22 protein-coding genes, 1 riboswitch and 1 other annotated feature are annotated in these 22,025 nt (G+C 41.0%); of the genes, 6 read left to right on the forward strand and 16 right to left on the reverse strand.

Annotated features, from left to right (window positions below; genetic code table 11):
* Positions 1-38 precede the first annotated feature (38 nt).
* The 3 genes from GPS65_RS16130 to GPS65_RS16140 form a co-directional block, all read right to left on the reverse strand.
* Positions 39-941 (reverse strand): dienelactone hydrolase family protein, encoded by a 903-nt coding sequence (locus GPS65_RS16130; RefSeq protein ID WP_041815854.1) that lies wholly within the window; start codon positions 939-941, stop codon positions 39-41.
* 129 nt (positions 942-1,070) lie between these two features.
* Positions 1,071-3,485 (reverse strand): leucine--tRNA ligase, encoded by a 2,415-nt coding sequence (gene leuS / locus GPS65_RS16135; RefSeq protein ID WP_041815857.1) that lies wholly within the window; start codon positions 3,483-3,485, stop codon positions 1,071-1,073.
* A gap of 97 nt (positions 3,486-3,582) precedes the next feature.
* Positions 3,583-3,804: a binding site (T-box leader), on the reverse strand.
* Positions 3,805-3,907: 103 nt separating this feature from the next.
* Entirely contained in the window at positions 3,908-4,237 is a 330-nt protein-coding gene (locus tag GPS65_RS16140; protein ID WP_003217692.1) for a DUF4257 domain-containing protein, read from the reverse strand.
* 425 nt (positions 4,238-4,662) lie between these two features.
* Here GPS65_RS16140 and ytvA point away from each other — a divergent pair, with 425 nt between their 5' ends.
* Positions 4,663-5,466: a YtvA family blue-light photoreceptor gene (gene ytvA, locus GPS65_RS16145; protein WP_119125264.1), complete on the forward strand. Its 804-nt coding sequence runs from the start codon at positions 4,663-4,665 to the stop codon at positions 5,464-5,466.
* Positions 5,467-5,555: 89 nt separating this feature from the next.
* Complete coding sequence (locus GPS65_RS16150) at positions 5,556-6,254, forward strand: coiled-coil domain-containing protein (protein WP_186312757.1); 699 nt, start codon at positions 5,556-5,558, stop codon at positions 6,252-6,254.
* Positions 6,255-6,317: 63 nt separating this feature from the next.
* On the opposite strand, the gene GPS65_RS16155 is transcribed toward GPS65_RS16150, so the two are convergent.
* The 7 genes from GPS65_RS16155 to GPS65_RS16185 form a co-directional block, all read right to left on the reverse strand.
* Positions 6,318-7,628, reverse strand: a complete 1,311-nt coding sequence (locus GPS65_RS16155) for an ABC transporter permease (RefSeq protein WP_119125266.1) — start codon at positions 7,626-7,628, stop codon at positions 6,318-6,320.
* On the reverse strand, positions 7,618-8,316 hold the full coding sequence (locus GPS65_RS16160) for an ABC transporter ATP-binding protein (protein ID WP_012010965.1): 699 nt from the start codon (positions 8,314-8,316) through the stop codon (positions 7,618-7,620). Before GPS65_RS16160 ends, GPS65_RS16155 begins: the two co-directional genes overlap by 11 nt.
* A 20-nt stretch (positions 8,317-8,336) precedes the next feature.
* The gene (locus GPS65_RS16165) at positions 8,337-9,329 is read right to left on the reverse strand and encodes an ABC-2 transporter permease (RefSeq protein ID WP_012010966.1); all 993 of its coding nucleotides are present in this window, start codon (positions 9,327-9,329) and stop codon (positions 8,337-8,339) included.
* On the reverse strand, positions 9,323-10,201 hold the full coding sequence (locus tag GPS65_RS16170; protein ID WP_041815864.1) for an ATP-binding cassette domain-containing protein: 879 nt from the start codon (positions 10,199-10,201) through the stop codon (positions 9,323-9,325). The genes GPS65_RS16165 and GPS65_RS16170 overlap by 7 nt, the downstream gene beginning before the upstream one ends.
* Positions 10,194-10,586 carry a GntR family transcriptional regulator gene (locus tag GPS65_RS16175; RefSeq protein WP_044142160.1) on the reverse strand — a complete coding sequence of 131 codons (393 nt, stop codon included), beginning with the start codon at positions 10,584-10,586 and terminating at the stop codon, positions 10,194-10,196. The genes GPS65_RS16170 and GPS65_RS16175 overlap by 8 nt, the downstream gene beginning before the upstream one ends.
* Before the next feature lie 17 nt (positions 10,587-10,603).
* On the reverse strand, positions 10,604-10,783 hold the full coding sequence (locus GPS65_RS16180) for a hypothetical protein (protein WP_012010969.1): 180 nt from the start codon (positions 10,781-10,783) through the stop codon (positions 10,604-10,606).
* 141 nt (positions 10,784-10,924) lie between these two features.
* Positions 10,925-11,200 carry a YtzC family protein gene (locus GPS65_RS16185; protein WP_034665376.1) on the reverse strand — a complete coding sequence of 92 codons (276 nt, stop codon included), beginning with the start codon at positions 11,198-11,200 and terminating at the stop codon, positions 10,925-10,927.
* Between the two features lie 152 nt (positions 11,201-11,352).
* Here GPS65_RS16185 and mnmL point away from each other — a divergent pair, with 152 nt between their 5' ends.
* Positions 11,353-12,318, forward strand: a complete 966-nt coding sequence (gene mnmL, locus GPS65_RS16190) for a tRNA modification radical SAM protein MnmL/YtqA (protein ID WP_012010971.1) — start codon at positions 11,353-11,355, stop codon at positions 12,316-12,318.
* Positions 12,315-12,890 carry a tRNA 5-(aminomethyl)-2-thiouridylate-methyltransferase MnmM gene (mnmM, locus tag GPS65_RS16195; RefSeq protein WP_119125268.1) on the forward strand — a complete coding sequence of 192 codons (576 nt, stop codon included), beginning with the start codon at positions 12,315-12,317 and terminating at the stop codon, positions 12,888-12,890. Before mnmL ends, mnmM begins: the two co-directional genes overlap by 4 nt.
* Before the next feature lie 15 nt (positions 12,891-12,905).
* Here mnmM and GPS65_RS16200 read toward each other — a convergent pair whose 3' ends face one another.
* A complete protein-coding gene (locus GPS65_RS16200; protein ID WP_119125269.1) occupies positions 12,906-13,985 on the reverse strand; it encodes a tetraprenyl-beta-curcumene synthase family protein in 1,080 nt (359 codons plus the stop codon).
* Positions 13,986-14,015: 30 nt separating this feature from the next.
* Positions 14,016-14,795, reverse strand: coding sequence for an alpha/beta hydrolase (locus tag GPS65_RS16205; protein ID WP_012010974.1), 780 nt, complete (start codon positions 14,793-14,795; stop codon positions 14,016-14,018).
* Positions 14,796-14,840: 45 nt separating this feature from the next.
* Between GPS65_RS16205 and GPS65_RS16210 the strand changes: the two genes are divergently transcribed.
* Positions 14,841-15,356 (forward strand): gamma carbonic anhydrase, encoded by a 516-nt coding sequence (locus tag GPS65_RS16210; protein WP_012010975.1) that lies wholly within the window; start codon positions 14,841-14,843, stop codon positions 15,354-15,356.
* Between the two features lie 142 nt (positions 15,357-15,498).
* Here GPS65_RS16210 and asnB read toward each other — a convergent pair whose 3' ends face one another.
* Together asnB and metK are read right to left on the reverse strand one after the other, a co-directional pair.
* The gene (gene asnB / locus GPS65_RS16215) at positions 15,499-17,397 is read right to left on the reverse strand and encodes an asparagine synthase (glutamine-hydrolyzing) (RefSeq protein ID WP_012010976.1); all 1,899 of its coding nucleotides are present in this window, start codon (positions 17,395-17,397) and stop codon (positions 15,499-15,501) included.
* Positions 17,398-17,545: 148 nt separating this feature from the next.
* Positions 17,546-18,748: a methionine adenosyltransferase gene (gene metK, locus GPS65_RS16220; protein ID WP_012010977.1), complete on the reverse strand. Its 1,203-nt coding sequence runs from the start codon at positions 18,746-18,748 to the stop codon at positions 17,546-17,548.
* A gap of 195 nt (positions 18,749-18,943) precedes the next feature.
* Positions 18,944-19,077, reverse strand: a riboswitch (SAM riboswitch).
* Positions 19,078-19,304: 227 nt separating this feature from the next.
* Here metK and pckA point away from each other — a divergent pair.
* A complete protein-coding gene (gene pckA / locus GPS65_RS16225; RefSeq protein WP_012010978.1) occupies positions 19,305-20,891 on the forward strand; it encodes a phosphoenolpyruvate carboxykinase (ATP) in 1,587 nt (528 codons plus the stop codon).
* 42 nt (positions 20,892-20,933) lie between these two features.
* Here the strand turns inward: pckA and GPS65_RS16230 are convergent, their stop codons facing one another.
* Positions 20,934-21,176: a DUF2584 domain-containing protein gene (locus GPS65_RS16230; protein WP_003217584.1), complete on the reverse strand. Its 243-nt coding sequence runs from the start codon at positions 21,174-21,176 to the stop codon at positions 20,934-20,936.
* Positions 21,177-21,215: 39 nt separating this feature from the next.
* A complete protein-coding gene (locus GPS65_RS16235; RefSeq protein ID WP_119125270.1) occupies positions 21,216-22,010 on the reverse strand; it encodes an alpha/beta hydrolase family protein in 795 nt (264 codons plus the stop codon).
* Between the last annotated feature and the right edge of the window lie 15 nt (positions 22,011-22,025).

The following is a 22,025-nucleotide window of genomic DNA, read 5'->3' on the forward strand; positions in this document are numbered from 1 at the left end:
TCCTTTCTCATGACGTAGTATGTCCAAGCCTTAATTGATTACAGCCATTTTTTTAAGAATCGAGTAGCCTCGTGACGCATTGTAGCTGTTTCAAAATGACCTGCATGAAGACCAACAAGCTGATACCGTTCTTTCAATGAAGCCGCTTGATAAGTTTGGCTCAATCTCTTTTGAATGCGTGCGACGCCTTCAGCAGGCGTGAGTGGATCAAGTTTTCCAACTAAGCTTAAATGCGGCCTTGGAAAAATCATTTCCTGAATATCAGCTGCCGTAAAGTGATTTGCTAAGCTTGGTACATAGTAATAAAAGCTATGCCTGTCTAGATTGTTTGTTTCAATTAATGTGTGGTGATCGACCTGTGCGCAAAGATCAATACACACACCGACTCTCTCATCAAGCGCAGCTGTCCACCAGGAAAGAAGCCCGCCCATTGACATTCCAAAAACAGCTAACCGGTCCGGCAGCACGTCAGATCGAGATAACACATAATCGATTGCGCACATGCTTTCATACAGCATCATGCCCCACATCACTTTCCCTGTTAAAAGCATTTCCTTAAAAATTTCACTTTCGGTTCTTCCTCTTCTCTCACCAAATCCTGAATGATCGATAGCTAGGACACTATAGCCTTTTGAAGTGAACTCTTTCGCATATGAAGTTTCTTGCAAATAATGAGCACCCTTGATGAGTTCTTCCTTCCCATCGACGTAGTTCCCGCCATGAGAGTGCTGAAAGAGCACAACGGGTCTTTTTTTCACCGTATCCTTCGGCTTCACAAAATAAGCGGGCACTTCCTCTACACCATTGATTGAAAGAATGAGTGTTTCGACTACATAAGATTCACGATCCTCGATCTTTAACGTATATGCCTCCACGCGATGGCGTTCTGGCATTTCTCCTAACAGACTGAGCAGTTGTTCACGTTTGCTTTCCTTTTCCATTGACGTCACTCCTCCTTTTGTTATCACCTGTTAACATACGAGATCGATCGTGCAATCACCTTGTTTTCGACAAAATTATGTCCCGGGAAATAAAGAACACCCACCGGTTTATACCGATGGGTGTCATCATTAATTCGCAACAATATTGACAAGCTTCCCAGGAACCGCAATCACTTTGCGAATGGTTTTCCCTTCAAGCTGTTCTTTTACACGTGCATCACTTTTCGCAAGATCTTCTAATTGTTCTTTAGTGGCATCAGCAGGAACAGTTAATTTTGCTTTCACTTTCCCATTCAACTGTACGACAATTTCTACTTCATCGTCGACAAGCTTTGACTCGTCATATTGTGGCCATGCTTCATAAGAAATAGACCCTTCATGACCAAGTTTATTCCAAAGCTCTTCCGCTAGATGCGGTGCAATTGGAGAAAGAAGTTTCACAAAGCCTTCTGCATATTCTTTCGGCAATGTATCAGCCTTGTAGGCATCGTTGATAAACACCATTAATTGTGAAATCCCTGTATTGAAGCGCAGTCCCTCATAATGGTCTGTTACCTTCATCACAGTTTCATGATAGCTGCGTTCTAAGGCGCCTCCAGTTTGCTCCGTTACTTTATCACTGATTGTGCCATCTTCATTTGTGAAGAGACGCCATACTCGATCAAGGAAACGGCGAGCACCATCAAGTCCTGTTTCAGACCAAGCGATTGATGCATCTAAAGGTCCCATGAACATTTCATAAAGTCGTAAAGTATCCGCACCATGAGATTCTACGATATCATCTGGATTGACAACATTTCCTTTTGATTTACTCATTTTTTCATTATTTTCCCCAAGAATCATTCCTTGGTTGAACAATTTCATGAAAGGTTCTTTTGTTGGAACAACACCAATATCATACAAAAACTTATGCCAGAAGCGTGCATATAGAAGATGAAGTACAGCATGTTCTGCTCCGCCGATATATACATCAACCGGAAGCCATTTCTTTAACTTCTCAGGAGATGCAAGTTCTTCTGAGTTATGCGGGTCAATATAACGTAAGAAATACCAGCAGCTGCCTGCCCATTGCGGCATTGTATTGGTTTCACGGCGTCCTTTTTTACCTGTAACAGGATCGACAACCTCAACCCAATCTTTGATATTCGCTAAAGGTGATTCACCTGTACCACTTGGCTTAATCTCAGTCGTCTTAGGCAAAATCAGTGGAAGGTCTTCCTCAGAAACAGCTGAAGACGTTCCATCCTCCCAATGAATAATTGGAATTGGCTCACCCCAATAACGCTGACGGCTAAATAGCCAATCTCTTAAACGATAAGTGACTTTCTTTTCGCCTTTTTGATGTTCTTCCAGCCATGCAATGACTTTTTCAATCGCTTCTTCTTTTCCTAATCCATCAAGGAAATCAGAGTTGATGTGTTTTCCATCACCTGTGTAAGCTTCTTCTTCAATGTCTCCGCCTTCGACAACTGCCTTGATTGGAAGATCAAATGTTTTGGCAAATTCATAGTCACGCTCATCATGGGCAGGTACCGCCATAATCGCCCCTGTTCCATAAGTAGCCAGCACGTAATCTGCAATCCAGATCGGCATCTTTTCACCATTTAATGGATTGACGGCATAAGCGCCAGTGAAAATACCCGTCTTTGTTTTTGCAAGATCTGTACGCTCTAAGTCGCTCTTAGATTGAATTTCTTTTATATATGCTTCGACTGCCTCTTTTTGAGTAGCTGTTGTAATTTTTTCAACCAGTGCATGTTCTGGTGCAAGTACCGCATAGGTTGCACCAAACAATGTATCAGGACGTGTTGTAAATACAGTAAACTGTTCGTCATGTCCTTCTATTTCGAAATGAACGTGTGCACCTTCTGAACGTCCAATCCAGTTACGCTGCATATCTTTAATGCTTTCAGGCCAATCAATGTCTTCTAAATCTTCTAACAGCCTGTCCGCATAAGCCGTAATCTTTAGCATCCATTGCTTCATCGGACGTCTTTCAACTGGATGTCCTCCGCGTTCACTTTTTCCATCAATGACTTCTTCATTTGCAAGGACTGTTCCAAGAGCTGGGCACCAGTTCACTGGTACTTCATCGATATACGCCAATCCCTTTTCGTACAATTTCAAGAAAATCCATTGTGTCCATTTATAATAATTCGGATCAGTCGTGTTGATTTCTCGATCCCAATCATACGAGAACCCGAGTGATTGAATTTGGCGGCGGAAGTTATTGATGTTCTCTTCTGTAAAGACCGCCGGATCATTCCCTGTATCTAGCGCATACTGTTCTGCTGGAAGACCAAATGCGTCCCATCCCATTGGATGAAGAACATCATATCCCTGCATACGTTTCATGCGTGATAAAATATCCGTTGCTGTGTAGCCCTCAGGATGCCCGACATGAAGCCCTGCTCCTGATGGGTATGGAAACATATCAAGTGCATAGAACTTTGGTTTATCTTCCGAGTCAGATGTGGCGAATGTTTTATGTGTCAGCCAATAATCCTGCCACTTCTTTTCAATTTCCCGATGCTGAAAACTCAATGTGAAAACCTCCTTTAATATGTACGGCTGTATCTGCTCAGATGACCACTGCAAGAATTCAGATTTTTCTAAAATCAACAAAAAACCCTCATCCCTGGAAAGGGACGAGAGATTTTTTGGTTCCCGCGGTACCACCCTTGTTAGCGTAACTTTCTGTTTGTACGCTCACTTAATATCTTTAACGCAGACATGCGACAGAAGCTTTAACGCAACTGCAACTCTGAGGCGAGTTCAGAAGCAGATTTGATTGACTTTCACCAGCCGTCAATTCTCTAAAGACAAATACTGCTTTCCTACTACTCCTCTTCACTGTTCTTATCGTAACCGTCATCTAAGTAGTATTTTATAGAATTATGATCATAAGTGCAAGCAGGTTTGTATACAATGGGAATGTACCCTAGATCAGGGTAAAGTAGAGGATATTATTCGTGTGGAGAGCGGTTATGACGGTTGGAGTCTGCATTCTGTGAATGCTGTTCTCTTACAAAGTCAAAGCTTCGCAGAACTGCTTCTCCTCCGTAACCTGAAATAATTGATAAGATGACCAAGTGCAGACTAGATTCGGGATTTGAGGATAAGACAAGCAGTGTAGCGGCAATCATCCCAACGAGCCAATCTTCAATAAACCCTAAATAAATAAACTTTTTTGTCATTCTGGGCTTCTCTAGCCTGCCTTTTTTCTTTACGTGACCGAGAATGCCCATGACCCCTCCAATGGCGCAAGCAATAATGACTTGTTGCAGCATTTTCATCACCTTCCTAAAGCCCTTAGAATAGTAAAGCGACTTCAGGCTGTCCAGCCCCCTGTAATGCCATTCTGCTGTTCCGTCATAATCCATGTAAAAGGTCTATTCTCTCTAACGAAGAAAAAAAGCTTGTTTCTTCCATTATATGTGAATGACCCAAAACAATCTTGATGCATTGGAATCATTTTTACCTAATCCATATTAACTATTTTTGTCATTTTATGAATTATGAGCAATTGATTCCTTCTTTTTCTAAAGAAAAGTCTCCTTACTTACTATATTCTAATGGAGGACAAACTATGATGACAAATTTAACAAAGCCATTGCAATCGTTGAAACAGAACATATGTTATGTTACGTTAGTAAGGAATACCTTTGGTTGAAAAGACAACCATTTGATATGTCTGATAGCAGCAACAAAGGAGGGTAATATGGTCAGCTCGAACATCTTCGGCTTACAAAAACAGCTTGAACTCATAAAAAAAGCGCTAGATCATGCGCGGATCGGTGTTGTCATTACAGACCCTTCTTTAGAGGATAACCCTATCATTTATGTGAATCATGGCTTTACACACATGACTGGATACAAACCAGATGAGATTCTTGGGCGTAATTGTCGATTCCTTCAAGGGAAAGACACAGATCAAAAGCAGCTCGATTTAATACGTCAAGGAATTCAGAATAAAACACCTATTACCACACAGCTAAAAAATTATAAAAAAGACGGTACTTTTTTTTGGAATGAACTCAATATAGATCCTCTATACATTGAACAAGACGATAAAACATTTTTTATTGGCTTTCAAAAGGATATTACGAAACAGAAAGAATATGAACAACTCCTAGAAGATTCCTTACAGGAAGTCACCTCTCTTTCGACGCCAATCGTCCCAATCAAAAATGGTGTATCTGCTCTACCACTCATTGGAAAACTATCTGAAGAACGCTTTGATGCCATTGTCGCGAAGTTAACTTGTATATTAGATGATTCTAAGGATGATTATTTGATTGTCGATCTTTCTGGTTTAATCGATGTCGATGATTCCGTTGCAGCACGCATTTTCAAGTTGCATCATCTTCTCAATTTAACTGGAACGGAACTGATCATCACAGGGATCAAACCGCAGCTTGCCATGAAGATGAAAGACTTAGATACAGATTTCCATGATACAATTACTTATTTGACAGTTAAGGAAGCAATCAAAGGATTACCAATAGCTGAAAACCCTGTGTAAAACAGGGTTTTTTTAGTTAAAACGCCCCCTAAAAATGGAAAAATGAGGTATGATAGATGTAACAAAAGATGTAGGGGGGCTACTAGATAATGATGTTACTCATCATAGGTCTTTTATGTGTTTGTTTTGCCATTGGATATGCCGTCAATTTCTTCTTACTCAAACACCAGAATGCGCAAATCTTTTCAAAGAAATTATTTTATCCTTTCTTGATCTTGGGTCTCATCTTTTCCATTATGTCATTACCATTTGCTGCCACAGATGCACCGAAGGCACAAGCAGATCCATCTTCAGAACAGCTCTTAAAGGACCAAAAACAGCTCACTTCTGACATAACGCGCTTAAAAGCTGATAAAGAAGAACTGACCGCTTCTTTAGAGGACGCAACAAAGGATAAAGAAAAACTAGCGAAAAAGCTAGAAACCATCACCGCAGAAAAAGAAACAGTCAAAAAGCAAGAAAAGACCATTCAAGCGCTTGAAGAGAAAATAGACAAGCTTGCCTCAAGCAACGAAACACTTAAAAAAGAGAACAAGAAAAGCGGCAACGATACGGAGTCTTCTACAGCTCAACGCTCCGCTCCTAAAGATGAAGGAAAAAGCACAGGCGGTCATGAATCACAGAAGGAAACAAAAAAAGAATCTGCAGCCTGTAACATCAAAGGAAGTGTCAACGGTATTTATCACACACCGAGCAGCAGATACTACTCTAGAACCAAAAATGTAACTAAAATGTTTTGCTCCGTAGAAGAAGCAGAGCGTGCAGGGTACCGGGCACCTAAGCAATAGCCATATGTCATGAAAAAAAGAACCTCCTATCAGACCCATCGGGTGTCTTAGGAGGTTCTTTTTTTAGATTTCTCTTCTTAATGCTGCTAATACATTCGTTTTTGTTGCTTTACGTGCTGGGTTGAGCCCTGAAAGGATGGCTACCCCTGCACTAATCACTGTTGCTGTAATCACAAGGCTAAGTGGAATGTAGGAGAAGGTAATCGAGAATTGTTCACTTGACCCTCCCTCTGACATAGACGATAAAATGGCTGGAATGATTAAGTTAACGGCGAAACTAATGATATATGAGATGATAATACCAATGATCGACCCAATCACCCCAATATAAGCACTTTCCATAAGGAACATTCGCTTGATAATGGATGGATTCGCGCCAATTGCTTTCATAATCCCAATTTCTTGTGTCCGCTCTGTTACTGCCATTGTCATCGTATTGAAAATTCCGATCGCAGAAATAATGACCGCAATACATCCAACAAAAATAAGTCCAATTTTGAAGACTGTAAAGAACATATCCATTCCTTCGAGCTGATTCGTCACAGAAATGACTTGGTAGCCCTCATCTGTGAGCTTATTCGTGAGTGCACCGACATTGTCGAATTTATCTGCATAGACAGAGGTCATTTTCTCGACATTTCCTGCCTCAGGAGATAGATCGAGTACTTGACCAAATTCCTTTTCATACGCATTTGGAATAAGAATTTTATGATCTTCTTGCCACTCCAGGTTTGGCTTTTTCAACACACCTACTACACGGAAATCAAATGTTTTTTCTTTGACGACTTCATTTTCTTCGTTGAGTTTCGGTACTTTGACTTGAATCACTTTATTTAAAATATCTTTTGTGTAGCCCTTAGGCTCCTCTGGCATTTCTTCGCCATTTGATGTCTGATTTAATTTTTTTTCATAGGCTTGGCGTTCTTTTTTTGTCCACATTTGTTCAGCCATATGATACCCGACCACAATTTCGTTCGCTGATGTCGGAACTTTTCCTCGGTCTAGCTCAAGCCCTGCTTCTTTTTCTTCTTTCATATCGGTTAGAGCTGCCTGCGTTTCACTTGAGCGGTCACCAAGCTCGACGTTAACCGATGGATTGATCGCTGTTCTTGAGACGACAGATTTCACATGATCATATTTCTTTAAATCATCTACTTTGACGTCACCTTTTTCCTTGCCTAACACTTTCACTTCAGTAATGATTTGCTGTTTCATAATTTCATCTTGCGCTGATTTTTGCAGACCAAAGCCGACAGATGCTAAAACGATTAAGAAAGAGCATGCCATTGTCGTCGCAAGAATGGTCATAAACACACGTAGTCTATTTTTCTTCATGTTTCTTCTAATGAATTTGACCTGATCTCTAAATTTCAATGGATTGTTCCCCTTTCTTTAATACACCATCATGGAGCTGAAACGTGGTATCTGCGATTGAAGCAACTTCATCGTCATGTGTAATGATGACAAATGTGATTCCTTTTTCACGATTGAGCTGCTGGATAAAAGCTAAAATTTCCCCTTCGGTTTCTGAATCTAGACTGCCTGTTGGTTCATCCGCTAAAATAATAGATGGATTTAAAATCAAGGCTCTTGCAATACTCACACGCTGCTGCTGCCCGCCTGACAACTCATTCGGGTAATGCCCTGCATGATGTTCTAGACCTACTCGTTTCAGCATTTCATTTACTTTCGCCTTTCGTTCAGACGGCTTCACACCTTTTAAAGTGAGCGGAAGTTCAACATTTTCATACGTTGTTAAGCTCCCGATCAATTGAAAGCTTTGAAAGATAAAACCAAAGTGATCTAAGCGGAAGTCCGCCCATTCTTTTTCATTAAATCCTGTCACATCGGTACCATCAATGACAATTTGTCCGCCCGTCGGCGTAATATATCCTGAAATTAAGTTCAATAGGGTAGATTTCCCCGAGCCACTTCGCCCCACTATACAAGCAATGTCGCCTCTTTTAATAGATAAGTCAATCCCTTTTAACACAGGAATCTCATTCTCTCTGCCCTTTTTACCAATTTTAAACACATGATCTAACGCTTGAATCTGAATCATCTCTGCTCCCTACTCTCTGTTTATCTTTTTCGATATATTAAGAAATAACTTGTTAGTGCACCTACAACGCCGCCGATGATCATGCCGACAATATAACCCAATATGGAGGTGTCAGAAGAAAATCCAACCCATCCAAACCCTAGAACACCGAAGACAATGACCAAAATCTGAATCGGTCTATCCATTTTTGAGTAAAGGAAGAAACGGCCATTTCGTTCAATAGGATGCTTCATAAAGCTAAACAAACCAATGAGATAAAATACAATCATCATCACAATGGGTATGATGAATTCTTCACCAGTGAACCATGTTGGATAGTCACTTGCATCTCGATATTTAAAATCTGTAATATAAGTGATAGGAGATATCGGCATAATAAAATGGTCAAAACTTGCATCGACCCATGATCTATCCGTTTTGAAAATAAAATCCAAATGGAACATCGGAAGCCAAATTAATAAATATGGCAATATCGATGTACTGAATGTGACAATGGCTTGACTAATTGCGCTTCCTGTTAAAGCACCTGCTGCAAGACACAAACTATAAATCATTAGGGTAGACACAAGTGCAATGAGGTAACTACTATTAAAGTCAAACGTCTCTTTTGGTTGGATGCCTAATATGAGTAAGTAAGTGAAGGCATATGACAATACATGAACGAGTGTGATAATTCCGGCACCTAAGAAAAACTTTGTATGAAAAATGGTACTTCTGCTAAACGGCAAGGATAAAGTAAAATCAATTTGTCCTTTATTTCTTTCATATCCCAGCTGGATAATCGCAAAAAACAAACCCATAGTCCATGAGAGGGCGATAAAAATATCAGAACTGAAATTATAATAAAAGTAATGATCTACGGTTGTACATGTGGGGTCGTTTACACAAGTTTGAAAGGACGAGTACCCCAGCAAAAAGGATAATGGCGTCGTAAAGACTGCAACCAGCATCACTAAAATAAATGTCAGCTCTGATTGCTTCCATTCCTTATATAATAATTGCCGCTTTACCATCTCCGTTTCCCTCCAAACTTTGCAATGAATACTTCTTCTAAATTCACAGGCAGTTCATGCCAAACTTTTGGCTGTAGCGACTTTAAGTACTCTTTAGCCTCTACATCGGTTTTAAGAACGAGCGCTGTATAAAAAATGCCCGCTTGATCTAATATCGCAACGCCATTTTTTCGTATACTCAAGTTCATATCTTCTTCAAAAGCCATCTGGATTTTGACATAATCATTCTTTAATTCATCAAGATCCATGACACTTGTGAGTTGATTTCCTTCTAAAAACCCGATTCGGTTACACATACGCTCAATATCCTCTAATCGGTGCGATGTGATGAGAATCGACGTTTCACGTTCCGCTACCTCGTCGATCATGAGTTGAAGGACATCATTTCTTGTGACGGCATCAATACCATCTGTCGGTTCATCTAATAGAATCACGGCTGGCTTGATCGCAAAGCTTAAAATTAATGAGAGCTGCTTTTTTAACCCTGTCGATAGTTCACGGTATTTTACTTTTTCGGGAATTTCATAGCGATTCACAAGTTCATTGGCATATGTCACGTCAAACTTTGGGTAAATATGCTTTAACAGCTGGACAAGCTGCCCGTAATTGTATCTGTCAAAGTAAGGATTGACGACTGGCATATACACAATATTTTGCTTCACTAACGGGTGGTCTTTCACAAGCACGTCTTTAAAATAAATCTCTCCTTCATCAGGAAGAAGAATTTGCTGAATCAAGCGGAGAAGAGTTGTTTTACCAGAGCCATTCCTACCAAGCAAACCAAAGATCTCACCTTCGCCTAATTTGAAGGAAACGTTACTGAGTACTTCACGTCCGTTTAATGTCTTCGATACATTTCTAACCTCAATCAACTTTTTTTCCTCCCTCAAGACTTGAGCCGATTTCTTCTATCCATTCCTTCAGTTGTTGAATATCAATACCGGCATAATGAGCTTCTATAATAAGTTGTCTTAATTGCTCCTTCATCTCCAATACCTTCCCTTCATTCAGCTTTAACTGGGCCTCTTCTGTTACATACGTTCCGCGGCCTCTTAATGTTTCAATAATTCCTTCCCGCTCAAGCTCCTTATATGCTTTACTGACGGTGTTTGGATTGGCGATGATAATAGTGGCGAGCTCTCTGACAGAGGGCAGTTTGTCTCCAGGTTTCATTACACCTTTTAGACATAAAATTTTTAACTGCTCAATGATTTGTTCATATATTGGCGCAGCGCTTCGTGGATCTATTTGAATCATGATGGCTCCCTCTTTCCTCATTCATGCTTTTGCAGTCCTATTGCTTGTTCATGCCCTTGCATTAAAGGGATTGAATTAAGTATCAAATCTTTTTGAACTTCAAAACCAATGAAAACGAGAACGAAAAAAAATGTACATGCTAACAAAACAGCCAGCACCATCCACTTCAAATTGATTGGTTTTTTTTCTTTTTTCATGGTTGAACACCTTTCTTCACTTTTTAAGTGTCTTTAGTGTATTAGTTGATGTAGTACACTTAATACAATATAGACACTCAATCGAAAAGTCAATAACCTTTCAAAAAATAAAAAACAGACCCTTAAAAAAGGATCTGTTCATCATTCGTTGTCGTAAGAAATACCTAAAATCATTTGATTTTGCAAGCTTTGAATTTGAACACGCGCTCTGTCTAACCGCTCTCTTTGCTGGTCATTGGCGACATCCTTTAATTTTTCTAATTCGTTCACCGCATCTTCGAGCATAAGCTGTGCCTTAGAAAATTCGTCCTCGTTATAATGCTCTTGGCGTAAGTTCAAATCAAATTGCTCGTTTGCAAACTCAAGGGTTTCAGTACTTTTTTGGATAAATTCATCGATTGACTGCCTTGTTGCCATCCGGCATTCCCTCCATTTCATCATTACTCCAGCCTATTTTGCCCACCTAAAGCTTTTTCACTAAAGAAAATGTTGGACAGATTCAATTGTCCTCCTTCATGATTTTTGTTAAACTTTAAGGATGCCTATTATTACGCAAGGAGGTTACTGACTTGGATCAGCATAACCCTTTTTTATATTCAAACAGCGAGAAACGCTATCACACATGGAACTATCATTTGCGAGAGCACTTTGGTCATAAAGTATTTAAAGTGGCCTTAGATGGCGGCTTTGACTGCCCAAACCGTGATGGTACTGTAGCCCATGGAGGCTGTACATTTTGCAGTGCCGCAGGATCTGGTGACTTTGCAGGAAACAGGGCGGATGATCTCGTCACTCAATTTAACGAAATCAAAGACCGGATGCATACAAAATGGAAAGACGGAAAATATATGGCATATTTTCAGGCGTACACAAACACACACGCCCCGCTTCCTGTTTTAAAGGAAAAATTTGAAACCGTGATGAATTTGGATGGTGTGGTCGGTTTATCAATTGCGACAAGACCTGACTGCCTGCCAGATGACGTGGTGGAGTATTTAGCTGAATTAAATGAGCGGACTTATCTTTGGGTAGAGCTTGGTCTTCAAACAGTTCATGAACGGACAGCGATGCTCATTAACCGTGCCCATGATTACGAATGCTACGTAGAAGGTGTAGAAAAACTTCGAAAACACGGCATTCGTGTCTGCTCGCATATCATCAACGGCTTGCCTCTTGAAAACCGCGACATGATGATGGAGACAGCAAAAGCTGTGGCTGATTTAGATGTGCAAGGAATTAAAATTCATTTACTTCACCTTTTAAAAGGAACTCCTATGGTCAAGCAATATGAAAAAGGCAAACTGGAGTTTCTAAGCCAGGAGGAATATGTTCAGCTTGTTTGTGATCAGCTGGAGATCCTGCCACCAGAAATGATTATTCATCGTATTACAGGCGATGGCCCGATTGAATTAATGGTTGGTCCAATGTGGAGTGTAAACAAGTGGGAAGTATTAAATGCCATTAATGCTGAGCTTGAAAGACGTAACAGCTATCAAGGCAAACGCTTCGTCAGATTGGAAGAAGCAGCAAAATGATCTTGAAACGCATGCTCCCTTTTAGTAAAGAGCTGTTAGAACGTGCTTGTCAAAAAGGTGATATCGTTATTGATGCAACGATGGGCAATGGCCACGATACTCTCTATTTAGCTGATCTTGTCGGTCCTGATGGACAAGTTTTCGCATTCGACGTACAAGAAGAAGCCATAGAGCAGACACGTAAAAGGCTTGGCGAGGGATATCCTTATGTTTATCTGATTCACGATGGTCATGAAAAACTAGCTCATCACCTGCCAAGAGATGTTTATGAACAGATCTCTGGTGCAGTGTTTAACCTTGGGTACTTGCCCGGAGGCGATAAAGCTGTCACTACTCAAGCTCATACAACCATTGAAGCCATTAAGCAGCTCCTCGACTGGCTTAAACCCGGAGGTCTGATCGTCCTTGTGATCTATCATGGACACCCTGAAGGGAAAAGAGAAAAAGAAGTGCTTCTCGACTATTGCAGATCACTTTCTCATGAAAAGGTACAAGTTTTATCATATCAATACATGAATATTCAAAACGACCCGCCTTTTGTGGTCGCTATTGAAAAAAAGCTCAAATCCTAATGGATTTGAGCTTTTTTATGAGGATTTCATCCACGGCATTTTCTGATAAGTCCGGTAAGCTCTTCCATTGATATAGAAAAAGAACGATGTTTTCCCACTTGATCTGATCAGCCGTTTTGCCAGCTTATTCATCTCTTTTTGGGCTGTCACCTTTTCATCGGACAAATAGACGGCCAATAATCCTCTGTTAATCAATTTGTGAAAGTTTTCGTGCGGAATGCCTTTTAGCTGTTCATCTGCTTTTTCAATAAAATGCTGAAGTCTATCCATCATCTCATGATGAGAAGCATAGTAGGAGCAAAAGTTTAGATCTCCTCCAAGCCGATCTTCTTCTTGGTCAATTAAATAATCAAGTAAAATGTGCAGACCTTGAATATAAGGGAAATAACTTTCATAAATTTGCTTCGCCTGCGTTTCTGTAAAGTCTGGCTGAAGCGCATACGCCACAAGACAGAAAATCCCTAACGTTGATCCTGCACAAGCTGAAAATTCATACCATTCCATCTTAGGCAAATCCTTTTCATATTGGCGGAACCACGATTCTAGCCGCGGAACCCGCTCATGAGGAACGACGTGTTTATGTACTTGCAAATCACTGTAGTAATCGCACAGCGTGTGTAAATATGGCTGAATGATCGGATAATGATTAAGGCGCGACAGCACGTCTTGGCATGTGCGGACAAGCGCGTGTAAATACCCATGATCCTCTTGATCATCACGGAATTGGTAGTAAGGCTTGAGCTCAGCATGTATATCAAGCGCATCTCTCATTGCTTGATGCAGCATATGAAAATCTTTTGGATCAAGCGACGTACTGCGGTCACATAGGTTATCTAAGTAATCACTGATGGTTTGATACGCCACAATGAATTCAATACACGTTTCTTTCGCCTCACCTGCTAGAAGAGATAAAATGCCTCCGCCTTCGCAGTGAAAGGTTTTACTTGATATGCTCGCTAATGCCTGCGTACGCAGTTCTTCATTTTCAATCATTTCTGCATGAGCCCGCCACTTTTTCAGCTCCTGATGTACAAGCGGAAAAATATCTTTATACACCTTGGTCATCAGTGCAAAAGGACGCTCTGGTACTGACAAATCAATCCACCCCTAACTTAAAGCTCACCATCAAATATATTGATCTGTAAAGGCTCTTGCTGCCTTAAACACATCTTCTCTTTCCGGTTCATTAAAAATTTCGTGATACAGGTCTTCCCATTCACGATACGACTTATTGGTTGATTCAATGCCATTGAACCATTTAATCACCCTCGTCTTGTCGACGATCTTATCATCACCCGCCTGCATTAAAAGGAGCGGAATTGTTTTAAAAACATTCGTTGGCTGCATGGCCGCATCAATATTTTTGATCAGCTCTCGGTACCAGCGAACCGACACCTTTGTTACGTAAAGGGAGTCATTGGAGTCTGCTTCAATCACAGCCTGATTTCGTGTGGCTAGTTCAATCGACAGCCCTGACTCGACTTTAAAGGACGGTGCGAGCACATTTAAACCTTTTGATGCAAAATCCATTAGCTTCTTCGGTTTAAATTGCAGACCTAAACAAGGTGATGATAAAATAAGGCCATCAATCTTCGTATGGGTATACTGCTTGACCCACTCAATTGAAATGAGTCCGCCCATACTGTGTCCAAGTAAAAAAGTAGGAAGCCTGAATGATTTCGCATGTTCGATCCATTCATCTACTGTATCAATGTATTCTTGAAACGAACGAATGTGGCCGCGCGCACGTGTCGATGTCCCTTGCCCAGGCAGGTCACCCATGACGACGTGATAGCCGGCATTTCGCCACATTTCGATCAGCCATTTATATCGGCCGTGATATTCACTTGCACCATGTACTATCACAATTGTACCAACTGGTCTTTCAGCATGCCAAGTCCACAAAGTAAACACCTCACAAATGTTGTATTAAGAAAGGAAGTAGAAAAAGTGATTTATCCATATCATCAGTTTACACCTGAGATTCATGAATCGGTCTTTGTCGCAGATAACGCCACCATTACTGGAGATGTCACGATTGGAGAATATTCAAGCGTGTGGTTCCAAACCGTCATCAGAGGCGATGTCGCTCCTGTGAGAATTGGAAAAAACGTCAATATTCAAGATTTATCCTGTCTGCATCAAAGTCCTGGAAAAACACTTCTTATAGAAGATGGTGCTACCATTGGACACCAAGTCACATTACATAGTTCAATCATTCGAAAAAATGCCCTCATTGGTATGGGGTCCATCATTCTCGATGGTGCAGAAATTGGCGAAGGTGCCTTTATCGGTGCAGGTAGTCTAGTCCCTCAAGGAAAGGTTATCCCAAAAGGATCACTCGCTTTCGGCCGTCCAGCCAAGGTCGTCCGTCAATTAACAGATGAAGATATCCAAGACATGGACAGAATCCGTAGAGAATATGTAGAAAAAGGACAATACTATCGTTCCCTTATATCCCGTTAACATCATACACGTATCTTCACTTTATCATGTTTTTTTCAGGATATTAAGCAATAACTATGAACCGCTTGTTATTTTACCCTTTTCCGCCGCTTTCTATCATGACAAAAAAGGTTTTCAGCTTTGCGCTGAAAACCTTTTTTCATTAACTAAAGATGACTTCTTTCGGTTGATGATTCAACTGCTCTGGATCAATGCTGCGCTCCACATAAATGCTATGCCAAATCATAAAGATAAGGACGGTCCAAATCTTGCGGCTATGATCTGCTTTACCAGCACAATGCTCATTTAATAAATCAAGCACATACTCTTTATTAATGTATTCATCTGTTTGACTGTTTTTGATGATGTCTTTCGCCCAAGCATTCATCTCATTTTTCAGCCAATGACGAATTGGCACAGGGAAACCAAGCTTTTTACGGTTTAACACATGGTCAGGCACAATGCCTTCTGCTGCTTTACGCAATAAATATTTCGTTGTGCCATCTTTTGTTTTCAGCTCTTCTGGAATTTTAGAAGCCGCTTCGAAAACGACCTTATCAAGGAATGGAACACGAAGCTCAAGAGAATTCGCCATCGTCATCTTATCTGCTTTCAATAAGATGTCCCCGCGCATCCACGTATGGATATCAACATATTGCATTTTGTTAATATCACTGTAGCCAGCGCTTTCCTCAAAGTATGTCTTCGTTACATCACGATACGTGATGCTTGGATCATAATGCTTTAAAAGGTTTTTCTTCACTGGCTCTTCAAAAATTTTCGCATTACCGATATAACGTTCCTCTAATGGCGTACAACCGCGAACGATAAAGCTCTTCCCTTTCATTCCTTCTGGCATTAAACGAGCCAGACGAAGAAGAAGCTTTTTCAGCATAGTTGGTACAGATTCAAATGGTTTAAGAGAAAGAGGCTCACGGTAAATATTATATCCACCGAACAGCTCGTCCGCTCCTTCACCTGAAAGAACAACCGTCACTTGTTTTTTCGCTTCTTTTGCCACGAAGTACAATGGAATCGCCGCCGGATCAGCTAAAGGATCGTCTAAATGCCAGACAATCTTCGGAAGCTCGTTCATATATTCCTCTGGAGAAATGACGGCGCTGAAGTTTTGTAAGCCTAGCTTATCAGCTGTTTCCTTCGCAACATCAACTTCACTAAAGCCATCCTGCTGGAAGCCAACAGAGAATGTCTTTAGCTCAGGGTGTAATTCCTTTGCGACAGACACGATGAAGGAAGAATCAATACCACCTGATAGGAATGAACCAACAGGTACATCACTTCTCATGTGAACATTCACAGAATCATAGATTGCATCGCGTACTTCTTCGATTAACTTCTGTTCTTGTGTTTGCTCAGGTTTGAATTGAACTTTCCAGTATGTCTTAAATTCGATCTCTTGCCCTGGGCGTAAAATAAACTGATGACCAGGCTCAACTTTATGCACCTTTTGATCAAGCGTATTTGGCTCAGGAACGAATTGGAATGACATATACTGCTGCAATGAAGTCTCATCAAATAGGATGTTCTCGTTCACAGCCATCAAGCTTTTGCGCTCAGACGCAAAGTACACTTGCTCTTCCACTTGTGTAAAATAAAGCGGTTTGATGCCAAACGGATCTCTTGCGCCATATAATTGCTGCGCTTCTTTATCCCAAATTAAAAAGGCAAACATGCCGCGAAGCTTAGAAGCCGCTTCTTCTTTATAATGACGGTATGTGGCAAGCAGTACTTCCGTATCAGAATCTGTGCTGAACGTATAGCCCTTTTTCACAAGCTCTTCCTTCAGCTCCACATAGTTATAAATTTCCCCGTTAAAAATAATCCAATACTTTTCATCTTCATACGAAAGCGGCTGCTTTCCGTGCTCAACATCTATAATACTTAAACGTCTAAATCCAAATCCTACATGCTCATCATGAAAGTAACCCTCATCATCCGGACCACGGTGAACGATGAGACGGTTCATTTGTTTAATTAACTCTTCCTGCTCAGTAGTTTCGGACAATGGACGGTGATTAAACACACCAACAAACCCACACATATTATTGCCTCCACGTTATGTTATTTCTTAAAAGTAGACCTATAATTAGACAGTTATTTGTCCGTTTTTGTTTCACATTTTTTCGCTTTTTGTATAATTTTTTTTAATCAAAAGGAAAACCGCTTAAAATAAGCGGTTTTCTATGTTGTTATTGTCCTAATGCTTCTTGACGAAGTGTATCGGCTTTATCTGTTTTTTCCCACGGAAGATCTAAATCATGACGGCCGAAATGTCCGTATGCAGCTGTTTGTTTGTAGATCGGACGACGCAGGTCAAGCATTTTAATAATGCCAGCTGGACGAAGATCGAAGTTCGCACGAACCACTTCAATTAATTTTTCTTCAGAAGCTTTTCCTGTTCCGAAAGTATCAATTGAAATCGATACAGGCTGTGCAACACCAATTGCATAAGCAAGTTGTACTTCACAAGAATCAGCAAGGCCGGCAGCTACGATGTTTTTCGCTACGTAACGAGCAGCATATGCCGCTGAACGGTCAACCTTTGTTGCGTCCTTCCCAGAGAAAGCACCACCGCCATGACGAGCGTATCCGCCATACGTATCAACGATGATTTTACGTCCAGTTAAACCAGCATCCCCTTGAGGTCCGCCGATCACGAAACGACCAGTTGGGTTAATAAAGTATTTTGTCTGTTCATCAATTAGTTCACTTGGAACGACAGGGCTGATGACATGCTCTTTTAAGTCGCTTTGAATTTGTTCAAGCGTCACTTCTGGTGCATGCTGGGTAGAAATAACCACTGTATCAATACGAACAGGTTTATTTTGATCATCATATTCTACTGTTACTTGTGTTTTTCCATCTGGACGAAGATAGGCAAGTGTTTGATCCTTACGTACTTCAGTTAAACGGAGAGATAATTTATGTGCTAGTGAAATTGGTAGCGGCATAAGTTCTTCAGTTTCGTTGTTGGCAAAACCAAACATTAATCCTTGGTCACCTGCACCGATCGCATCAAGTTCTTCTTCAGTCATTGTGCCTTCACGTGCTTCAAGCGCTTTGTCTACACCTTGCGCAATATCAGCAGACTGTTCATCAATGGATGTGAGCACTGCACATGTTTCCGCATCAAAACCATATTTCGCACGTGTGTAGCCAATTTCCTTAATCGTGTCACGCACCGTCTTTGGAATATCGACATAAGTAGACGTTGTAATTTCTCCGCTTACTAATACGAGACCCGTTGTAACAGAAGTTTCACAGGCAACACGTGCATTTGGATCTTTCTTTAGAATTTCATCCAAAATGCTGTCTGAAATTTGGTCACAGATTTTATCCGGATGTCCTTCTGTCACTGATTCTGAAGTAAATAAACGACGATTTTGACTCATAATGGCTATTTCCTCCTGTACAAGACCACATCATCCCGAGATGAGGTCTCCAATATGATACGGAACTCGTTCCCTCTTATATTTGAAAACGTTTCTATTAGAGATGTTATTGGCAATTTGTTCATATGATATCCCAAAAATAAAAAAACCATTTCCTTCATTGCGAGGAAAGGGTCTGAGATCGCATGCCTTTCACTCTTATCGCTCAAGGTGTTCTTGTACCTTGCATCAGGTTAGCACCTTGGTTTCTCAGCATATTCATGCCTTTTCATAAGAAACCGGTTGCTGGGCTTCATCGGGCCTGTCCCTCCACCAACTCGGGATAAGAGTATCCGTTCAATAAGTTATCTTATCTTAAACACTTGCGTCATGTCAATGCTTCATCAGAATTATCTTCCCTTTTTTTCACCTCAATATTAGCATCACCAAAAAGCATATTTTCAGAGCAGAAATGAAAAAACACACACAAAAATATTTAAATAGTATAGACTATTCTTATGAATGTGTTATACTAATCGAAACAAAACAAATTCAACGGTAAAGGAAGGGTTTTTTTATGAACTCAGTGGATTTAAAAGAAGATTTGCAGTCATTGCTCTCATTAGAAAATACGCACCAAAATTTATCTGTTCCGAAACTTGTTGAAAAGATTTTGGCACGTGATGAAGGCGTTTTAACATCAACAGGAGCTGTCCGTGCTACAACGGGTGCCTACACAGGACGTTCGCCTAAAGATAAATTTATCGTAAAAGAAGAAAGCTCTGAACATAAAATTGATTGGGGTCAAGTCAACCAGCCGATTTCTAAAGAAGCATTTGACCGTTTATATACAAAGGTTGTGTCATACTTAAAAGAACGTGATGAATTATTCGTCTTTGAAGGATTTGCCGGCGCAGATGAAAGATACCGTATGCCAATTACAGTGGTGAACGAATTCGCATGGCACAATCTCTTTGCAAAGCAACTATTCATCAGACCTGACGGATCAACACCTTCTTCAAACGAAAAACCTTTCACCATCTTATCTGCACCGCATTTTAAAGCAGATCCTGAAACAGATGGCACAAACTCTGAAACGTTTATTATCGTTTCTTTTGAAAAACGCACCATTCTGATTGGTGGAACAGAATATGCAGGAGAGATGAAAAAGTCCATTTTCTCTGTCATGAACTACCTGCTTCCTGAGCAAGATATTTTATCGATGCACTGCTCAGCAAACGTCGGTCAAGAAGGCGATGTCGCACTATTCTTTGGCCTTTCAGGTACTGGAAAAACGACGCTTTCAGCTAGCGCAAGCCGCAAGCTGATCGGTGACGATGAACATGGCTGGTCTGGCTCAGGAGTCTTCAATATTGAGGGCGGATGCTATGCGAAATGTGTGAACTTAAGCGAAGAAAAAGAACCGCAAATCTACAAAGCCATCAGCTTCGGATCAGTTCTTGAAAATGTCGTGCTTGATGAAGAAACACGTGAAGCGGATTATGACGACACATTCTTCACTGAAAACACACGTGCTGCTTACCCAATTGAAATGATTGATAACATCGTGAAGCCAAGTATCGCAGGACACCCATCTGCCATTGTCTTCTTAACAGCTGATGCATTTGGCGTTTTACCTCCAATCAGCCGTTTAACAAAAGAACAGGCGATGTACCATTTCTTGAGCGGTTACACAAGTAAATTAGCAGGAACTGAGCGCGGTGTTACATCACCAGAAACGACGTTCTCTACTTGCTTCGGTTCTCCATTCTTGCCGCTTCCAGCTCACGTCTATGCTGAAATGCTTGGCAAGAAAATTGATGAGCACGGCGCAAAAGTATTCCTTGTGAACACAGGCTGGACTGGCGGAGGCTATGGTACAGGCAAACGTATGAACCTAGCGCATACAAGAGCAATGGTGCAAGCAGCGATCGAAGGTGACCTCGACAACGCCGAAATGATCACTGATGACATCTTTGGATTACACATCCCGCTTCATATTCCTGGCGTACCAGATGAAGTGCTTCAACCTTCTAAAACATGGGATGACCAAGAGGCTTATCAAGAAAAAGCACACTTCCTTGCCAATGAATTTAAAAAGAACTTCCAAAAATTCAGCCACGCAGCAAGTGACATTGAAGCTAAAGGCGGACCACTCGTATAATCAAATAAAAAAAGCTGAGGAATCACTCCCTCAGCTTTTTTGTTAGTTTGTTGAATGTAATGATACGAGACGATAAGTGACCTTAGTCACATTGTCTGTAAGCTCCAGCTTTTCAACATGTGCTGTCCCTGTTTTTTCTCCGTCTTTCGTTTTACGCACCTCAAGCGGAATATTTAATGGATAAATGCGGTATCCTTCCTTCATGAGTTCAAATACATTCTCTTCAATTCTTGTCTCTTTTCCCTTCGTGACAATCATTGTATTAAATTCAACAGGCATTCCCATATTGAAAATCCCCCTACTTTCTAAATTTCGTTATACTGCTTATTTTACCACATTTTCGCTTTTCCGGCTGAGCATCCACGTCGTCAGCCTTCTGACAATTTCGCGATTATGCTGGGGTGGAAAATAATGGTTGCGCCCATGGAAATACCAAGTCTCCACTGACTTCCCGTGCTGGCGCAGCGCATCTTCTAATAAATACGCATGCTCAATGGATACATTTTGATCCTCTTCTCCGTGGATGATCAGAACAGGCGCTTCAATTTTGTCCACATCATTTAAAGGCGTTCTGTCCTCATAGGCCTCTGGCACCTTATGCGGGGGACCGCCAATCACACGTTTCATCATCCTTCTCATATCCACACGCTCTTCATAGGTAAGCTTCATATCACTAACGCCTCCCCATGTCACAAAGGAGGCCGCCTCTTGTTTCATTTCGACAGCAGTCCAAATGCCCATAATGCCTCCGCGCGAAAAACCAAAGATATGAATACGATCCTGCTTCACCTTTTTGTGATGCTTTAACAATTGAAAGGCAGCAAAAGCATCTTTCCGGTCCTCTCCAGCAAAGTCTTCGTTCCCTTCGCCTCCTTGATTTCCTCGGTAAAAAGGGGCAAATACGACAAATCCCTGCGCGGCAAATTGCACAATTCGGCCTGGTCTCACCATTCCCACATTTTTTATGCCGCCTCTTAAATACAAAAAGCCGTCATAATGACCTTCTCCGGCAGGTTCAGCAAGCAGCCCTTTGATCCGAAGTCCATCTACCTCATAGGTCACTGTAAATAAGTGAATCTGCGGATGGGGGGACGGAAACCTTCTTTTTTCCACAATCACTTGATTTCTCTCCTT

Origin of the sequence: Bacillus pumilus (genome assembly GCF_009937765.1) — a bacterium.
In the GTDB taxonomy this organism is placed as follows: Bacteria; Bacillota; Bacilli; order Bacillales; family Bacillaceae; genus Bacillus; species Bacillus pumilus_O.